The organism is Duncaniella freteri (assembly GCF_004766125.1).
In the GTDB taxonomy this organism is placed as follows: domain Bacteria; phylum Bacteroidota; class Bacteroidia; order Bacteroidales; family Muribaculaceae; genus Duncaniella; species Duncaniella freteri.
Genome location: NZ_SJSA01000001.1, coordinates 1,258,745 through 1,277,217, shown reverse-complemented (window position 1 = coordinate 1,277,217; position 18,473 = coordinate 1,258,745). Strand labels below are relative to the sequence as shown.

Below are 18,473 nucleotides of genomic sequence, written 5' to 3'. Positions count from 1 at the left end.
CAGAGAGGGCTCATGAAAGTTGCTCATGTCGAAGAAATTTTATAATTTTGTCTGTCAGATATGCATAAATTTCTCTATTACATACTGCCATTGCTCCTGATGTTGGCAGGAGCCACTTCTTGCAGCAGCGACGACGGTCCTGACGCGCCTCCGGAACCGTCCGTGAGCGTGAGCCGCACCGTGCTTGTGTACATGATAGCCAACAACAATCTCGGGTCGAGCTACCACAGCGACGAGCGCGACATCCAAGAGATGCTTAAAGGGGTCGAAGGCGGAAAGCTGAACAATGGACGGCTCCTTGTGTACCATAACCGCCCGAACAATAATTCAGCCTATCCTCCGCAGCTTCTCGACATAACCGAGCATGGGCCCAAAGAGCTCAAGGCCTACACCGATGCCGGCGGCATATGCTCGGTGTCGCCCGAGAGGTTCCGCGAAGTCATCGCCGACATGAAGAGACTGGCTCCCGCCGATGACTACGCACTCGTGCTGTGGGGTCACGGCAACGGATGGATCATATCGCCGGGCGACATAAAATCACGGTCGTTCGGTCCGGACGACTCAACATGGATATCCGTACCGGCGATGGCTCAGGCACTTGAGGGTGAGCGGTTCCAGTTCATCTACTTCGACTGCTGCCTGATGGGCAATATCGAACCCATCTACGAGATACGCCACCTCACAGACTACATAGTAGCCTCCCCCACCCAGCTCGGCATAGACGGAATGCCTTACGACATGAATGTCCCGATGTTCTTCAAGGAGCTGCCCGATCTGGTGCAGGCCGCCAAAAACACCTTCGATTCCTACCACGGATCAATGAACCAGATGTGTGTCATCGACACCCGCCATCTCGACGACCTTGCCGCAGCCTCCCGCGAGATATTCAGCACACTCAGCCGATATCCCTCAGCCAACGAAATAAACACACTACAGAAGTTAGGGAAATACACCTATTCTATGTTGCGCTACGACGCCACGATAGCCCACGACATGGACCAGTACATGGAGCTGCTGTGCACCACGGCAGGCACCCCCGACCTGCTCACGAAGTGGAGGGAAACACTCGACAAGACAGTGGTCTACAAGGCAACGACAAAGACCTCCATAGACTTCCCAGCCTTCTCCATCACCCGCTACTGCGGGCTGGGCTCGTATGTGATATGCAATGCCGACGACATAACATTCCGCGAATACGACACACTTGCCTGGTGGACCGACGTGGTGTCGGCCGCTCCGGCTTACTCCGTAAAGTGAACTGAACACACTTGCACCCCAGCCTACACAACCATTTACTATAATATATGACAGATACACTACCCATCGATAGCATCGCTGCCTCTGTGCCCGCACAGGAGCTTGCACAACTCAAGGACCTGTCGCTCGACCAGGTGATAAGTTCCTTAGCCACCGACCTGTCACGCTTCGCCATATCCCTGGCGGCGGCAATACTGGTGTTCTATGTCGGACGCTTCATAATCACCCGTCTATACACCATCACCGAACACATCCTGTCCAAGCGTCAGGTGGATGCCTCGCTCGTGACATTCGTGCTGAGCTTCGTGAGGATCGTGCTCTATTTCATACTGATAGTAAGCGTGATAGGAATCCTTGGCATAGAGACCAGTTCGTTCCTCGCGCTATTCGCCTCAGCCGGAGTCGCGGTAGGCATGGCGCTCAGCGGCACACTACAGAACTTTGCAGGCGGCGTCCTTATCCTCGCCCTCAAGCCCTATCGCGTAGGTGACTACATCGAGGCTCAAGGATTTGCAGGAACAGTAAAGAAGATAGAGATCTTCAACACCGTAATCACCACCCCCGACAACAAGACCATCATCATCCCCAACGGCGGACTGTCGACCGGAGCCATCAACAACTCCACCACCCAGAACTACCGGCGCATCGAGTGGAAGATCGGCATCTCGTATGGCGACAATGTGGAGCGGGCGCGAGAGGTGATACTCTCGATGCTCACCTCCGACAGCCGGGTGGTCACCAATCCGGCAGCCAACGAAGGGTTCCCCGCACCGGTGGTGTATCTTGCCTCGCTCGACGATTCAGCCGTCACCCTCACCATACGCGCATGGGTAAGAAGCGGTGACTTCTGGGACGTGTTCTTCCACTTCAACGAGCAGTTCTACAACCAGCTCCCAACACGTGCAGGGGTCTCATTCCCCTTCCCACAGATGGATGTTCACGTCCATCCCGACACCACCTGGAAGGGGTGAATCATTAACATTATTTATAAATAAAATCTGAGGAATTCTGCTTAACTTTGCAGAAGAGGGTGGATAGGCTCCATACGTCTGACCCACCCTTGTGACATACCCTCTCCCCTCAACCCTTCTTTCAGGACTCTGACTGAGGGGATTAGTCGCATATGGCGATTTGAGCCCCCTCTCCCCCATTTCTTTGCAAAAGAAAAAAACGACATAAATGACAAGTAAATGGAATTACTGTCCCCTCACATCCACCGAGCAAGAAGCAGAGTCCCGACTGGCGCAACGCTATTCGGGCACCCCGCCTATTAGCGAGCTGCTGGCAGAACGGGGCATATCCACTGTGCAGGAGGCGGAACGATTCTTCCACCCCTCGCTCAAGGATCTGCACGACCCGTTCATGATGTCCGGAATGGACCGGGCAGTCAACAGGCTCAACCGTGCCATGGGGGGAAAGGAGAAAATCATGGTCTACGGAGACTACGACGTGGACGGCACCACTGCTGTCGCCCTCGTGTACAAGTATCTCCGCAACTATTACTCCAACATAGAATACTACATACCCACTCGCACCGAGGACGGGTATGGCATATCGCGAGCCACCATCGACATGGCTGCCGAGAATGGGGTGACACTCTTCATCATCCTTGACTGCGGCATCAAAGCCACCGATGAAGTGGCATATGCGCGCACCTTAGGGATCGACTTCATAATCTGCGACCACCACGTCGCCGACGAGGTGCTCCCTCCGGCAGCCGCCATCCTCAACCCTAAGCTTGAGGATTCCACCTACCCCTGCCCCCACCTGTCGGGCTGCGGGGTGGGCTACAAGCTCATGCAGGCGTTTGCCATATCGAATTCACTCCCCATGGGTGACCTCGAAGGGATGCTTGACCTGGTGGCAGTGTCGATAGCCGCGGACATTGTGCCGATGGTGGGAGAGAACCGCATACTCACATATTTCGGGCTCAAACGCCTCAACAGCAACCCTAACATGGGGTTGCGCGCCATAATACGCACATGCGGGCTCTCAGGCAAGGAGATCACCATAAGCGATGTGATATTCAAGATAGGGCCGCGCATCAATGCCTCAGGGCGCATGCAGAGCGGTAAAGAGGCTGTCGACCTGCTCGTTAGCCGCGACTCAGCCGACGCCTTTGCCCGCGCCAAGGAGATCGACGGCTACAACCAGGACCGCAAGGAGCTGGACAAGCAGATCACCGAGGAGGCAAACACCATACTTGAGGAACGCGATGTGAGCCACTCCCGAAAAAAGTCAATAGTCATATACAACAAGAACTGGCACAAGGGCATCATAGGGATAGTGGCATCAAGGCTCACAGAACTGTACTATAAGCCCACTGTGGTGCTGACCCACGCCAACGGACTTGCCACCGGCTCAAGCCGCTCCGTGCAGGGGTTTGACGTATACAGTGCGGTGGAGTCGACACGCGACCTGCTCGAAAACTTCGGCGGCCACACCTATGCTGTGGGGCTTTCGCTAAAGGAGGAGAACATACCCGAGTTCACACGCCGATTCGAGGAGTATGTCAACGCCAACATTCGCACCGACCAGCTCACACCACTGCTCGACATAGACGCATATCTGACATTCAGCGAGATAACGCCTGAGTTTCTTACGCTCCTACGCAAGTTCAATCCTTTCGGACCGGGCAACACAAAACCGATATTCTGCACGCGCCGCGTCACCGACTTCGGCACGAGCAAACTCGTAGGCAAACTCGGCGAACATATCAAGCTCGAAGTGGTCGACGATACGTCGGGCAAGGTGTTCAACGGCATCGCGTTCAACTCGGCGGAGTATTTCGACCATATCCACTCAGGCAAACCGTTTGACATCTGCTACACCATCGAGGAAAATAAGAGAAAAGGCTCGCAGTCGGTTCAATTCCTCGTGAAAGCCATATCGATAAGTTAGATCCTACAGGATATAATCAGAGATACAAAAGTTTCAGAAGCACAAAAGAAACAGGAGTATTTTTTGATATAATCAACTAAAATTCAAATGGATGTCGACAGACTGATCGGGCTGATTGTCGATTGTGCAATCACTGTAAAGAAAACTCTCGGAGAGGGTTTTCTTGAAGCTGTGTATCAGAATGCCCTCATTTATGAATTAGAAGATAACGGCTTAAAATGCGAAAAAGAAAAGCCGGTCACAATATTTTATAAGGGACGCCCAGCAGGTAATTACCGTGCAGACATAATAGTCGAAGGGAAAGTCATACTCGAAATAAAAGTCGCGAACGAAATATGTAAAGCTCACGGGTTCCAATTGGTGAACTACCTGAGAGGGACTGGGATACCCGACGGTCTTATCATAAACTTCGGTTCTTTTCCCATGGGATTCAAACGCAAATTTCTGAATAGCAAACAATCGAACGGCACGAAATAAATATAAGTCTTTGTTTCTTTTGTGCTTCTGAAACTTTTGCATCTCCGTTATGCCCTCAACTTTCTATGAGAATCTGACTCATGAAGCACTCGATACTTAAGCGATACTGGGGATACGACGCGTTCCGCCCTATGCAGGAGGAGATAATCGACTCTGTGCTTGAGGGACGCGACACCCTGGGGCTGCTCCCCACAGGTGGCGGGAAAAGCCTCACATTCCAGGTGCCGGCGATGATCCTGCCCGGAGTGACCATCGTGGTCACTCCCCTGATATCGCTTATGAAGGACCAGGTCGACAATCTTGCCGACCGCGGCATACGTGCTGTGCTGTTCCATTCGGGGCTGACCCCGCGGGAGAAGGACCTCGGCATGACCCGCTGCCGGCTGGGTAAGGCAAAGATAGCCTATGTGTCGCCCGAACGTCTACAGAACGAACGGTTCCTCGCCGAGCTGCGCTCCCTCACCGTATCGCTACTGGTGGTCGATGAGGCGCACTGCATATCGCAGTGGGGCTATGACTTCCGCCCATCCTACCTGCGCATAGCCGCCCTGCGCCGCATTGTGGGGGAGGAGGTGCCGGTGCTTGCGCTCACTGCCTCCGCCACACCGGAGGTGACAGGCGATATCATGAGGCATCTCGGATTCCGGGAGCCCCGGGTGTTCGCCAAGAGCTTCACACGCGAGAACCTCAGCTACATAGTGCGCTATGCCGACATAAAGGAGCCCATGCTGCTGCGCATACTTACCTCCACATCGGGATGCTCCATAGTGTATGTGCGGTCACGCAGGCGCACACGTGAGCTCGCCGCACTGCTCAACGATGCCGGAATACCATCGGAGGCCTACCACGCAGGTCTCGCCCCTGAAGAAAAGGAGGAACGGCAGGACCGCTGGAAGCAGGATGAGACACGTGTGATGGTAGCGACCAATGCTTTCGGGATGGGTATCGACAAGCCTGATGTGAGGCTTGTGGTGCATTACGACCTGCCGTCATCACTTGAAGAATACTATCAGGAAGCCGGACGCGGAGGGCGCGACGGCAGAGAGTCGCTCGCTGTGGTAATAGCAGGCAAGCGCGACAAAGCCCTGCTCACCAGGCGTGTCAACGAGAGTTTCCCTCCCAAAGATTTCATAGCCAGAGTGTACGAGCTCGCAGGCAATTTCCTGAATGTGGCTGTAGGAGAAGGCTTCGGGATGGTATATGAGTTCAACTTCTCCCAATTCTGCTCCACCTTCGATCTGCCGCCGGTGCCCACACAGAGCGCGCTCCATATACTCACACGCGCAGGATATGTGGAATACATCGAGGAGACCACATCGCGGTCGCGCCTTATGGTGGTGATGCGCCGTGAGGAGCTCTACGACATCAGCCTCGACCCAGCCACAGAGGATGTGTTGCAGACGGTCCTGCGTGCCTATACCGGACTTTTTGCCGACTATGTATACATCAGCGAACTGATGATAGCCGAACGCCTGCGCCTATCGTCCGAACAGGTGTACCAGTCCCTACTTACCCTGTCGAGGCTCCATGCCATCCACTACATACCGCGCACCACTACCCCCTATCTCATATACACGACATCGCGTGAGGAGCCGCGTCACATCATAATCCCTATCGAGGTGTACGAACGTCAGCGCGAACGCATGGAGGCAAGGGTCGGAGCCATGAAGGAATTCGTGTTCGGCTCCACAGCCTGCCGAGCCAACACCCTGCTGAAATATTTCGGCGAAAGCCCTAATGAACCGTGCGGCAAGTGCGACGTGTGTCGCTCAGCCCGCCACACAGCCCGCCTCCTGCGTGAAGAGGCTTCGGCTCCGTCGATAAATGAGAGCATCATATATCAGGCATCACGCCCGGCAGGGATTGATATCACCGATATCATAGCCAATCTCACTCCTCGCTACACAGCCGACGAGATCACTGCCGCCGTGCGTTCGCTCATCGACTGCTCACGCCTGAGCCTCGACGGCACCATTGTCAAGGCACTGCCATAGGGCTCAAAGACATCCAAACTGATATTGTAAAACCGAACATAGACCGCTGACGGCAGGGACCAACACGTCTCTGCTATACTTTCATATGCGCCAATTTGGTTAATTATGCTTAATACGCGTTAAAAAGTTGGGGGGGGTAAATTTTTGTTTACATTTGCAAAAAGTCACTAACATTGTTTAATGGCACACGATAAGCTATCGGCCTACATTGTCAGGGATTTTTTGCAAATATAGTACACATCTATTAACCAATCACTTATCAATCCCTAATTCTTTGTTTATGAAAGCGAAAGGACTTCATCTATTCCTGTTGATAGTCCTGTTACTGTCCTCAACGTCAATGGCTGCGTATGCTCAGCAGACCGGAGAAGGGACAGCAGGATACGCGACGAGCAAATCGTCCGTAACAGGATTCGTTTTTGACTCCGAAGGCGAACCGCTGCCGGGAGTGACCGTAAAGATACCTAAAAAGAATGTGGCGACAGTGACCGATATCAACGGTGCATTCTCCATCCACGGAAACACAGGCGACATAATATCGTTCAGCTATATCGGCAAGAAACCTGTAGACCTTAAAGCCACTGTAGGGTCGCCCATGAGAGTGATACTTGACGACGACACCGAGACCATTACCGAGGTGGTGGTCACCGGTATTGTGAACAAGGACAAGAACTCGTTCACCGGATCGGCATCGACATTCACTGCCGAGGAGCTGAAGATGGTGGGCGTGCAGAACCCTATAGCATCTCTCGCCGCTCTTGACCCGGCATTCAATGTGCTGACCAACGAGCTCGCAGGATCGGACCCCAACCACATGCCCGACATAAACATACGAGGAAAGTCGTCAGTGATCGGAGAGCGTGACGACGCTGTCAACGACCCCAACCAGCCGCTTTTCATCGTCGACGGATTCGAATCCACTCTTGAGGCAGTCTACAATATGGACGTCAACCGCATTGAATCCATGACCATCCTTAAGGACGCAGCCTCGACAGCCATATACGGCTCAAAGGCAGCTAACGGCGTTGTAGTCGTAGAGACCGTAAAGCCTAAGGCGGGACAGCTCAGATTCAACTATTCGGGCTCGGCTGCGGTATCCACCCCCGACCTCACATCGTACAACCTCATGAACGCCAGCGAAAAGCTCGAATTCGAACGCCTCGCCGGACGCTACACTGCCGGATGGGGAGCAGGTCCCAACGACTATGTGACTCTCAGCCAGAAGTACAACGAATATCTCGCCAACGTACAGAGCGGTGTCGACACATACTGGCTCAGCGTGCCACTGCGCACAGGATGGACTCAGAAACATGACGTATATGTCGACGGCGGCTCCAACGGATTCATGTTCGGAATCGGTGCCAACTATTCGGGAACCACCGGTGTGATGAAGGACTCAAAGCGCAACAGCTACGGAGGCAAACTCGACCTCATATACCGCCTTAACAAGCTACAGTTCTCCAACAAGTTCTCGGCAACCCACACATCCTCACAGGACCCTGTGGTGGAGTACAACCAGTATGCGAGTGCCAATCCCTACTATAAGAAATATGACGAGAACGGCGACATCAGCCGCTGGCTTGAAAACAGCGACTTCGCCCGCGCCGCCAACCCTCTCTACAATGCGTCGCTCAACAGCCGCAAAAAGAAGTCGGACCTTATGCTCACCAACTACTTCATTGTTGAGTACAACCCTATACACCAGCTGCGTTTACGCGGTAAATTCGGTCTGACCCATACCACAAACGACGGAGAGAACTTCGTATCGCCCGAGGATACCCGCTTTGACAGCTACGACCGCACACGCAAAGGGTCATTCACCTCGACCAACCAGAAATCCACCCGCTACGATGCGTCGTTCACAGCCATCTATGCAGATGTGTTCGGAAAGCACCGCATCAACTTCGCAGGCGACTTCAAAGCATCACAGAACAAATCGCTCACCCAGGGTTACAATGTGGTAGGATTCCCGGAGGGCAACTACACCTATCCGTCATTCTCCAACGGATATCCCGAGGGAGGAGTCCCCACCTACTACGAGGACACCCAGCGGTCCACCAACCTGCTCGCTACACTCAACTATGCCTACGACAACCGTTATCTGGTCGATGCCAACTATGCCCTGAGCGGATCATCGGTGTTCGGGTCCACCAAGAAGTTCACGAACACATGGTCAGTAGGCCTCGGATGGAACATCATGAACGAGAAGTTCTTCCGCGATGCCTTCCCATACGTATCCATGCTCAAGCTCCGTGCCTCCATCGGTAACCCAGGCAACCAGGGATTCGATTCGGCGCGTTCGCTCATCACCTACAAGTTCCTCTACAACAGCTTCAATTACTTCGGGAATTCCACCATACTTGACCAGTTCGGCAACCGCGACCTCAAGTGGCAGACCACAATCGACCGCAACATCGGTGTAGACTTCAGGACCGAGAGGGTCAACTTCGAATTCGACTACTACGACAAGAACACCGACCCGCTTCTCATCGGTGTGTCCGTGCCTCTCTCGACAGGCATCACCGGTCTATGGAACACCAACCTCGGTATCCAGAAATCACGCGGCATACTCGCATCAGCCCAGTACTACATACTCCGCAACCTCAAAGACCGCCTGACATGGAGCGTACGCGGGACACTGCGTCATGAGAACATCAAGCTCGACAAGCTCAACGGAGTGCTGGACGACCTGAACCAGGTGGGCAAGAACACAACCACCAAACGCTACTTCGACGGAGCCGACCCCGATGCGATATGGGCTGTGCAGTCAGCCGGCATCGACCCTGCAAACGGCAAGGAAATGTTCATCAAGAAGGACGGCTCATACACCTACGACTATGACCCCGACGACGAGACTATAGTAGGCAACACCCGCGCCAAGGTGGAAGGCTCATTCGGCACCAACTTCAACTACCGCGGACTCACCCTCAGCCTCAACTTCAGCTACAAGATAGGCGGCAAGGCGTTCAACGAGGCTCTCTTCAACAAGGTCGAGAACATCACATCCTCCCAGATGATCTACAATCAGGACAAACGCGCGTTCTATGACCGCTGGCAGAAACCCGGCGACCACGCCCAGTTCAAGAACATCGCCGACAAGGTACCGACCCCCATGTCGTCGCGCTTCGTTCAGCTCAACAATGTGCTGTCGTTCCAGTCGCTCAATGTCAGCTACGACTTCTACGAATTCGCCACACGCATGAAACTTGAATCGCTCCGCCTGTCGTTCTACTGCAACGACCTGTTCTGGTGGTCGACAATCAAGCAGGAACGCGGCACCGCTTATCCGTTTGCCCGCAGCTACACACTTGCACTGTCTTTCTCATTCTAAATCACTAAGGCAATCAAATCATGAAACTATATAAATCAATCACCGCCGCTGCTCTCCTCGCTTTCGGCATCGCCTCAACCGGTTGCTCCGACTGGCTCGACTATACCCCGAAAGACAAGCAGACCTACGACGAACAGTTCAACAACCGCACCGGTTTCCACACCACGGTCAACGGCATATACAACACCATGACCGGGAGCGACCTCTACGGCTATAACCTTTCGTACGGACCGATCGACATAATGGGTCTGTGCTATAAGATATCAAATTCCAGCACAGCGAAATACGAGCTCTGCACGGCAGCCTACACCAGCACATATGCATCATCGACTATCAGCTCCATATGGTCAACGGCATATAACACTATCCTGAATATCAACGTAGTGCTGAAAGCCCTGGATGAAAAACCCGGAGTGCTGCTTCCGGAGGATGCACAGATGATACGTGGAGAGATGCTCGCCTCCAGGGCATTTATCCATCTTGACCTCGTGCGCATCTTCGGTCCGGTATATATAGTAAACCCCGACGGGCTTTCAGTCCCCTATGCCGACGCTCCGGAGATCATCAAGCGCAACCGCCTGAAAGTCGATGACATCATCTACAACAAGATCATTCCTGACCTGACAGCAGCCCAGGAACTCCTTAAGAATGTGGACCCCATACTTACCGAAGGGGTGCTCAACTCTGACGGCGGCGAGGACGGCAACTGGTTCCGCTACCGCCAGCTCCGCATGAACTACTATGCGGCAACACTCGTCAAAGCCCGCGCATACCTCTGGGTGAATGACTACACCAACGCCCTTGCCGAAGCCCGCAAGATCACCGATGACACCTATGCACAGTCATGCTTCCCATGGGTCGACCCAGTGAAGCTGCTCGCCAACAACAGCAATCCCGACCGCATCTTCTCGACAGAGTGCCTGTTCGGATTCTATGACAACAAGATGGCTGAGATATTCACCAACAATTTCAACGGCACTCTCGATGCGGCAGTGGTACTTAAGCCTCGCGACGGATACACCGATATCCTCTTTCCCAACTCTGCCGACTACCGCCGCCAGTCGCAATGGACCGGCACCACATCCATCAGCGGAGGCGACCTTGATTTCATCAAATACAAAAGCTTCCCCACAAGCGAGACCAACCCCGACTTCTGGGCCACCTACTATGGGCTGATGCGCAAGAGCGAGGCTTACTATATCGCGGCAGAGGCTCTGAACGGACTCGACGACCTCAGAGGGGCGTGCGGTTATCTCAATCAGGTAAAGGCAGCACGCGGCATTGACCTCATCGAGACCGACTCACCTGCCGACTTCCTGAAAGAGCTTAAGATGGAATATCTGCGTGAAATGCGTGGCGAAGGTCAGATATTCTTCCTCCACAAGCACTTCAACCAGTCGTTCGCTACCTCCAATTCCGACTTCAACGCCCACGAGGCAGCCAACAAGGACAATCCAACTATCTCACAACGCTATAATGTACCTATACCATCAGGCGAAAACTACTAATCTCCATCACTTATGAAACTAAGAAATCTATTATATTTTGCCGCCGGCTCACTGCTCCTCTCCACAGTGTCATGCTCACACGAGGAGGTGGAGCCTTACAGCGGTCCCAAGGCAGGCATCTTCATACAGGAAGTAGCAGGCACCAATATGACGAGCGGGCTTGTATCGTCCTACAGGGATTCCACGAATATATCTTTCGCTTCGGCTCCCGCAGCGATCACCGACTATGTGCTGCGCTTCACCATCCGCACCATCGGAGATGTGACCGACTACCCCCGCAAATACTCTATCAAGGTCGACGAAAAAGCCACCACAGCAGTCGAGGGGGTTGACTACTCACTCTCACGAAACGATTACATCATACACCCCTACCAGTCCACCGACTCATGCATCATCACTCTTCTGCGCACACCAGCACTGCGCCAGAAATCACTGGTGCTGAAACTGAAGCTCGAAGCCAACGAGAATTTCGACATCATATTCGATTCCTACACCAACTCAGGGGCATGGAACATCCCCGGCGACACCCTGTCGGCACTGACCTATGCCATACGGTTCTCAGAGGAATATTCCGAACCGCATTATTGGGACTGGTTCGGCAATGACTTCTTCGGAAAGTTCACCCCGACAAAGATGCTTGAACTGGAGAAGGTGATGGGCTGGACCTATTCCGACTGGAACTCCGGCGGCTCTGGCACATCCAAAGTTCAATACGGACGTATGGACTTTGCCGCCAACGCATTCAAGAACCATCTGCAGAAACGCGCTGACGGAGGGGACCCCGCCCGCGAGGATGACGGATCACTGATGCAGCTGCCCGGCTCCTATGCAGTTGACTATTCCGCTTATGAGTAACCAACCCAAAAAGAAATTGAATGACTATGAAATCTAAAATATTCAGTGCGCTCGGACTCCTTGCCGCATCCGTAACACTGACAGGATGCTATGAGGACAAGGGCAATTACGATTATTCCGAGATCGAGGAAGTGACAATCACCCTCCCCACGGCAATCGAAGCGATGGCAAATGCCGAGAACGTCAAGTTCTCGCCCACTGTGGTATCTTCAGTCACCGGAAAGGAGATCCCCGCCGACGATCCGAATTACGAATATGAATGCCGTATATTCTATACCCGCACAATCGACGGCATAACCGAGAAATGGTACGACATCAATCCCGACAGGACTCAGGGGGTGGACTTCTTCGTACAGGCTCCGGCAGGCACCTATTCCCTGTGGTACACGGCAAGAAACAAGAGAACCGGCGTGGAATCACATGCCAAAGGCTCTCTGCGCCTTATCAGCTCGGTGTACGAAGGATGGATGGTGATGTCAAACAACGGTGCTGAAAAGACCATGCGCCTCGACATGATATTCACTGACTCAAAGGGTCGCGAACTGATAGCCAAGGATATCACCGGACCAAACGTGACCGGGCTGACCGAAGGAACACAGGCAATGTACCACCCGAGCCTCTATGCAGGAAAGGAATATGTAAACATCCTGACCAAATCGGGAAGCTACCGTGTGTGGGACGACATGCAGATGAACCCCGCCTACAACCTTAAGCTCCAGGACTTCATCCTCCCCACAGTGAAGGGCAATGCGACCCAAATAGCACAGATCCATTACTATGCCAGCTATGGGCCCACCGCCACGACATGCGTGACAAGCGAAGGTGACGCCTATGCCATCACCTCGTCAGGAGCCGGAGCGTCGTACGAATACCCGATGAACGCTACCACCGTGGGAGGAGACCCCGCCTACAAGGTGGCACAGACTATAGGGACAAGCATGGTGCGCACGGGCAACTCGACATCCGCCCTCTTCTATGACATCACCAACAAGCGTTTCATGGGTTGGAGCTACTATGCCCCCAACAAAAAACTCCTGTTCGCTCTCAACGACAATGACGAGAACCAGCCCCAGGGACTGTTCTCGTTCAATACCGGCATGGACTTTGTCGACATGGAGAGCACACGCTTCTCCAACGGACTTGTCTACACAGTGCTCCAGGACAATACCGGTCACCGCCACGTATACGGCATAAACCTCTCTGGCTACAACAGCATCAAGAAGGAGTCGGCATACGACAATATCAGCGGGGAGAACTTCGACACTGCAACAGACTATGCATTCCACTCACAGTTCCCCTACATGTTCTACTGCAAAGGGAACAAGGTGTATGCCTACGGTCTAACCGACAATGTGACAAAGGATGTGCTTACTATCGACGGAAGCGAGACTATATCCATGATCAAATTCAATCTGTACGGCAACATGGACCTCACATCCCTCAACAAATGGGACAGTGAAGAGTTCCAGAACATGCAGTACAAGCTTATCGTGTGCTCCTCGACCGGAGCAGAGGACGGCGGCATAGTGCGCTTCTACAACATAGACATCAACGGCAAAATGACTCTCTACAAGGAATACAAAGGATTTGGCGAAGAGATCGTGGATGTGACCTACCGCGAGCGCAGAGGATAACCATCCCTTGACAACATACATCAGCCGGAAGAGCTATAGGAAACGGAACACCTTTTTTTGGACTGAGTGTCACCGTCATTCCACAGCTCTTCCGGCTGACTTATTCTTCTTATAAAAGCTTTTCCAGAATCGGATATAAAATAATAAGGCGGGGAGAGTGTCCCCGCCTTATTTTTGTCATCGCACTTACGACATATAGCGCGTTGCTGTATATTGTTGTAAAGTACTTCCTACTCCACAGTGACCGATTTTGCAAGATTGCGTGGCTGGTCGACATTCTTGCCCTTGTTGACAGCAATATAGTATGCCAGGAGCTGAAGGGGTATTGATGCGACAAGCGGAGTAAGGCATTCCGGCACATCGGGTATCTCGATACAGAAGTTAGCAATATCCTTCATGGCTGTGTTTCCCTTGGATACAATCGCCACCACTGCGCCGCCTCGGCTCTTGACCTGCTGCACATTGGATATGATCTTGTCATACAGCGAGTCGCTGGGGGCGATGATCACGCTCGGCATCTCCTGGTCGATAAGGGCGATGGGACCATGCTTCATTTCGGCTGCGGGATAACCTTCCGCATGGATATAGGAGATCTCCTTCAACTTAAGGGCACCCTCAAGCGCGGTGGGATAGTTGTAGCCGCGGCCGAGATAAATGAAATTGTGGGCATAGGTGAAGAACATGGAGAGCTTCTGCACCGCATCATTGCATTTCAGGGTCTCCTCAATGGTCCCCGGCATGGCATTGAGTGCCGTAGCCACGCTCTGGACTGTGCTGCTGTCTATGACTCCGCGGAGCTGTCCCACAGCGAGTGCAAGGAGCGTGAGCACTGTCACCTGTCCGGTAAATGCCTTGGTGGACGCCACGCCTATCTCAGGCCCTACATGGATATAGGTACCGGAATCGGTGGCACGAGGGATGGAGGCTCCCACCACATTGCACACACCATATACGAACGCTCCCTTATCCTTTGCCAACTGTATCGCGGCAAGCGTATCGGCTGTCTCCCCTGACTGGGATATGGCTATGACTATATCCCTGTCGTTAAGCACAGGATTGCCGTAACGGAATTCTGAGGCATATTCCACCTCCACCGGTATCTGGCAGAAGTCCTGGATGAGACGCTTGCCGATGAGTGCCGCATGCCACGAGGTGCCGCATGCCACCAGTGTGATGCGCTCTGCCTGAAGAAACCTGTCCTTGTTGAGCTCCACTCCTGAAAGCGTGACGCGGGAACAGTCGCCTGTGATGCGTCCGCGCAGACAGTCGCGCAGAGTGGTGGGCTGCTCGAATATCTCCTTGAGCATAAAGGTGTCGTAACCGCCTTTCTCAAGCTGGGCAAGCGACAGTTTGAGCTGCTTTATGCTTATCTTGGACGGTGTATGTGAGTCAATCTCGAATATCGACAGCGGCTCGCCACGACGTATGACGGCCATCTCGTTGTTCTTGAGATAGATCACCTTGTCGGTATAACCGATGATGGGTGTAGCATCGGATGCGATGAAGGTCTCGCCGTCACCTACCCCTATCACGAGCGGTGAGCTCTTGCGTGCCACCACGAGGGTATCGGGGTCACCCTTTTCGACCACTGCCACTGCATATGCCCCCTCCACCTGGAGAAGAGCCTCACGCACAGCCTCGGCAAGAGAACAGTCGGGGGTGGTGCTCCTTACATAGTCCACCAGCTGCACGAGCACCTCGGTATCGGTCTCGCTCCTGAAGGTGTAGCCATGCTCCTCAAGCACCTTCTTGAGTACAGCATAATTCTCGATGGTGCCGTTATGCACGAGTGCGATATCCCCGCTCTGGGATACATGGGGGTGTGCATTGATATCGTTAGGCTCTCCGTGGGTGGCCCAGCGGGTATGGGCAATGCCTATTGACCCGGCAGTGCAACCTGCGGCGGCAGTCTGCTCAAGATTAGATACCTTGCCGCGCGACTTATGCACATTAAGGCTGCCATCGGCAGTCACAAGCGCGACACCGGCGGAGTCATAGCCTCGATACTCCAGACGCTTCAACCCCTGAATCAATATTTCATATGCTCCATTGGAGCCGAGGTAACCAACTATACCACACATATAGCGAATTTATTACAGATTAACTTTTTGAGATTAGGATTAGAGATAGAATAACCGACAGGATCAGGGACCCTGTCATGCATACTGATCGAATTTCCCGCAAAGATAGAAAAAATACTTTGATTTACAGTCATCGCGTCAGAGATTACCAGGGCTGGCGCATGAGATTTAACTCAAATTCAGTCAAAAATTCACCTGATTATGTGAAATAAACTTTCAGATATTGCATATGTTGCTGAAAATGGTTATATTAGAGGTATGCAAATAGAAATTTTCAGCAAAGTAAAAGACCCGCGCGACTTGGGCAAGGTTAAACATGAGCTTGAGGATGTGCTCCGAATGGCACTCATCGGCGTGTTGTGTGATTGTGAGGACTGTGACGACATATCGGATATGGTTACAGACCGAGAGGAAGAATTCAAGGCCGCCGGATTGCTGAAGCTTAGCAACGGTGTCCCGTGTGGTGACACGATACTTCGTGTTGTAGAGTCTGTCAATCCCGCTCAGCTCCGGGCAAGTCTTGATTGCTGCCGAGGCCACATAATCGAATCCCTGTGCGGCAATCAGGTCATCATTGACGGTAAGAAACTGCGGGGTGAAAATCCCAGGAGTCCCGGATGCCACGGACTGTATATCCTCAATGCGTGGGTATCTGAAACAGAAATCTGCGTTGCCGAAAAGCCGGTGGATGGCAAGACCAACGAACTTACGGTTCTGCCGTCCGTATTGTCCTCTTTATGGCTTACAGGGGCATTGGTTTCAGTCGACGCAATGGGGACCCACCGTAATATCGCAGAACAGATCATACTCCAGGGCGGCGACTATCTGATGGCGCTTAAAGACAATCAGCCGATACTCAAGGGCCTGACGGAGAGTATCTTTAGTAGCACTACTCCAATATCGGTATACACAACCGAGGAAAAGGGGCACGGAAGAGTTGAGAAGAGAACCTGTTCAATTATGGATACGACACTTTTGGAACAGGAGGGAATGTACGAGAAGTGGCCCGGTCTTAAACGTATCATAAAGATGGAGCGTGAGCGTACTGAGAACGGTGCCCGCTCGCGTGAAACAATCTACTATCTCAGCAGCGTGGAGAAAGATGAGGCTTCTTACTATGCGATGCGTATTCGTGCGCATTGGGGTATCGAGAACAAACTACACTGGCATCTCGACGTGACGTTTCAGGAAGATATGTGCCGCGTACGCGCCAAGAATGGCGCTGTCAATTTTTCAGCGATGCGCAAGTATGCATTGGAAATGCTTAAAAAGCAGAACGATAAACTCAGCCTTAAACGAAGACGCAAAAAATGTATGTGGAGCACTGAATATCTGTACAAAGTCTTTAAGGATAGTTAAATCTCATGCGTCAGCCCTGAGAGATTACTGAGATTTGGGAAAATTAAACAGCTACAGTCTTTTTTCTTCCCTATAAAAATTATAACTTAGTGCCGTAAAACCTTCTGCCATGAAAAGAATAGCAATATTTGCATCCGGTAACGGCACTAACGCCGAAAATATAATACGATACTTTCAAGCATCCGACCTTGACGGGGAAGTAGCTCTTGTGATAAGCAACAACCCTGAAGCCAAAGTGATACAACGTGGCAGAAACCTTGGGGTAGACACTAAAGTGATGACCCGGCATGAGATAAACACCCCAACACTGATGCTCGGACTGCTGGACGAATATTCAATCGACATAATAGTGCTTGCCGGATTCATGCTCATAATTCCGCCATTCCTGATCGAACGCTACCCTGACCATATAGTGAACATCCATCCGGCACTCCTTCCCAAATACGGAGGCAAAGGGATGTACGGACACCATGTGCATGAGGCTGTAGTGGCTGCCGGAGAGAATGAGACCGGGATAACCGTCCATTTCGTGAACGAAAGATACGACGAAGGCAGGATTATATTCCAAGCCAAGACATCCGTGACGCCCGAAGATACCCCCGCCGAGGTGGAGGAGAAGATACACATGCTGGAGAGCCGGCACTTCCCCCGCGTCATAGCCGAGACATTCTTAAAATAAACGGAGCCTGCATTCGCTCGACAGCCCGAAGGCTACGAGAACACTACCGTCTTGTTGGCATAGGTGAGGATCTTGCGCTGGATATGTTTTTCGACAGCGCGGGATAGCACTATCTTTTCCAGGTCACGGCCTTTCTTGACCAGGTCGTCCACTGTGTCCTTATGTGTGATGCACACTGTCTCCTGCTCTATGATGGGTCCGGCATCAAGATCGGTGGTCACATAGTGGCTTGTAGCCCCTATGAGCTTTACCCCCCTCTCGAAAGCCTGATGATAGGGCCGGGCTCCTATGAATGCCGGAAGAAAGTCACTATGTTTGCATCAGATTAGCTGACGGGGCGCTCAACGGGGGCTGTCTGCCCCCTTGCCGCTAAGGCTTTCCCCCGAGAGGAGTGAGG

Annotated in this window: 12 protein-coding genes and 1 pseudogene; 11 read left to right on the top strand and 2 right to left on the bottom strand. The window is 52.7% G+C overall.

Annotated features, from left to right (window positions below; all coding sequences use genetic code 11):
• Positions 1–60 precede the first annotated feature (60 nt).
• From EZ315_RS05420 to EZ315_RS05380, 9 genes are all read left to right on the top strand, one after another.
• Complete coding sequence (locus EZ315_RS05420; RefSeq protein WP_135471177.1) at positions 61–1,257, top strand: clostripain-related cysteine peptidase; 1,197 nt, start codon at positions 61–63, stop codon at positions 1,255–1,257.
• A 47-nt stretch (positions 1,258–1,304) separates the two neighbouring features.
• Positions 1,305–2,228: a mechanosensitive ion channel family protein gene (locus EZ315_RS05415; protein ID WP_135471176.1), complete on the top strand. Its 924-nt coding sequence runs from the start codon at positions 1,305–1,307 to the stop codon at positions 2,226–2,228.
• Positions 2,229–2,436: 208 nt separating this feature from the next.
• Positions 2,437–4,158, top strand: coding sequence for a single-stranded-DNA-specific exonuclease RecJ (gene recJ, locus EZ315_RS05410; RefSeq protein ID WP_135471175.1), 1,722 nt, complete (start codon positions 2,437–2,439; stop codon positions 4,156–4,158).
• 87 nt (positions 4,159–4,245) lie between these two features.
• Positions 4,246–4,635 (top strand): GxxExxY protein, encoded by a 390-nt coding sequence (locus EZ315_RS05405; RefSeq protein ID WP_135471174.1) that lies wholly within the window; start codon positions 4,246–4,248, stop codon positions 4,633–4,635.
• Between the two features lie 80 nt (positions 4,636–4,715).
• Positions 4,716–6,629 (top strand): RecQ family ATP-dependent DNA helicase, encoded by a 1,914-nt coding sequence (locus EZ315_RS05400; protein ID WP_135471173.1) that lies wholly within the window; start codon positions 4,716–4,718, stop codon positions 6,627–6,629.
• A gap of 280 nt (positions 6,630–6,909) precedes the next feature.
• Positions 6,910–9,960, top strand: coding sequence for a SusC/RagA family TonB-linked outer membrane protein (locus tag EZ315_RS05395; RefSeq protein ID WP_135471172.1), 3,051 nt, complete (start codon positions 6,910–6,912; stop codon positions 9,958–9,960).
• A 20-nt stretch (positions 9,961–9,980) separates the two neighbouring features.
• Entirely contained in the window at positions 9,981–11,468 is a 1,488-nt protein-coding gene (locus tag EZ315_RS05390; protein WP_135471171.1) for a RagB/SusD family nutrient uptake outer membrane protein, read from the top strand.
• A gap of 12 nt (positions 11,469–11,480) precedes the next feature.
• On the top strand, positions 11,481–12,323 hold the full coding sequence (locus EZ315_RS05385; protein WP_135471170.1) for a DUF4843 domain-containing protein: 843 nt from the start codon (positions 11,481–11,483) through the stop codon (positions 12,321–12,323).
• 26 nt (positions 12,324–12,349) lie between these two features.
• On the top strand, positions 12,350–13,957 hold the full coding sequence (locus EZ315_RS05380; protein ID WP_160659099.1) for a PKD-like family lipoprotein: 1,608 nt from the start codon (positions 12,350–12,352) through the stop codon (positions 13,955–13,957).
• Positions 13,958–14,187: 230 nt separating this feature from the next.
• On the opposite strand, the gene glmS is transcribed toward EZ315_RS05380, so the two are convergent.
• Positions 14,188–16,038, bottom strand: a complete 1,851-nt coding sequence (gene glmS, locus EZ315_RS05375; RefSeq protein WP_135471168.1) for a glutamine--fructose-6-phosphate transaminase (isomerizing) — start codon at positions 16,036–16,038, stop codon at positions 14,188–14,190.
• A gap of 258 nt (positions 16,039–16,296) precedes the next feature.
• Between glmS and EZ315_RS05370 the strand changes: the two genes are divergently transcribed.
• Together EZ315_RS05370 and purN are read left to right on the top strand one after the other, a co-directional pair.
• Positions 16,297–17,397 carry an ISAs1 family transposase gene (locus EZ315_RS05370; protein WP_135470077.1) on the top strand — a complete coding sequence of 367 codons (1,101 nt, stop codon included), beginning with the start codon at positions 16,297–16,299 and terminating at the stop codon, positions 17,395–17,397.
• Between the two features lie 109 nt (positions 17,398–17,506).
• Complete coding sequence (gene purN, locus EZ315_RS05365; protein WP_135471167.1) at positions 17,507–18,076, top strand: phosphoribosylglycinamide formyltransferase; 570 nt, start codon at positions 17,507–17,509, stop codon at positions 18,074–18,076.
• Between the two features lie 32 nt (positions 18,077–18,108).
• Here purN and EZ315_RS05360 read toward each other — a convergent pair.
• A pseudogene (locus EZ315_RS05360) lies at positions 18,109–18,390 on the bottom strand (formyltransferase family protein); the annotation flags it as partial.
• Positions 18,391–18,473 lie beyond the last annotated feature (83 nt).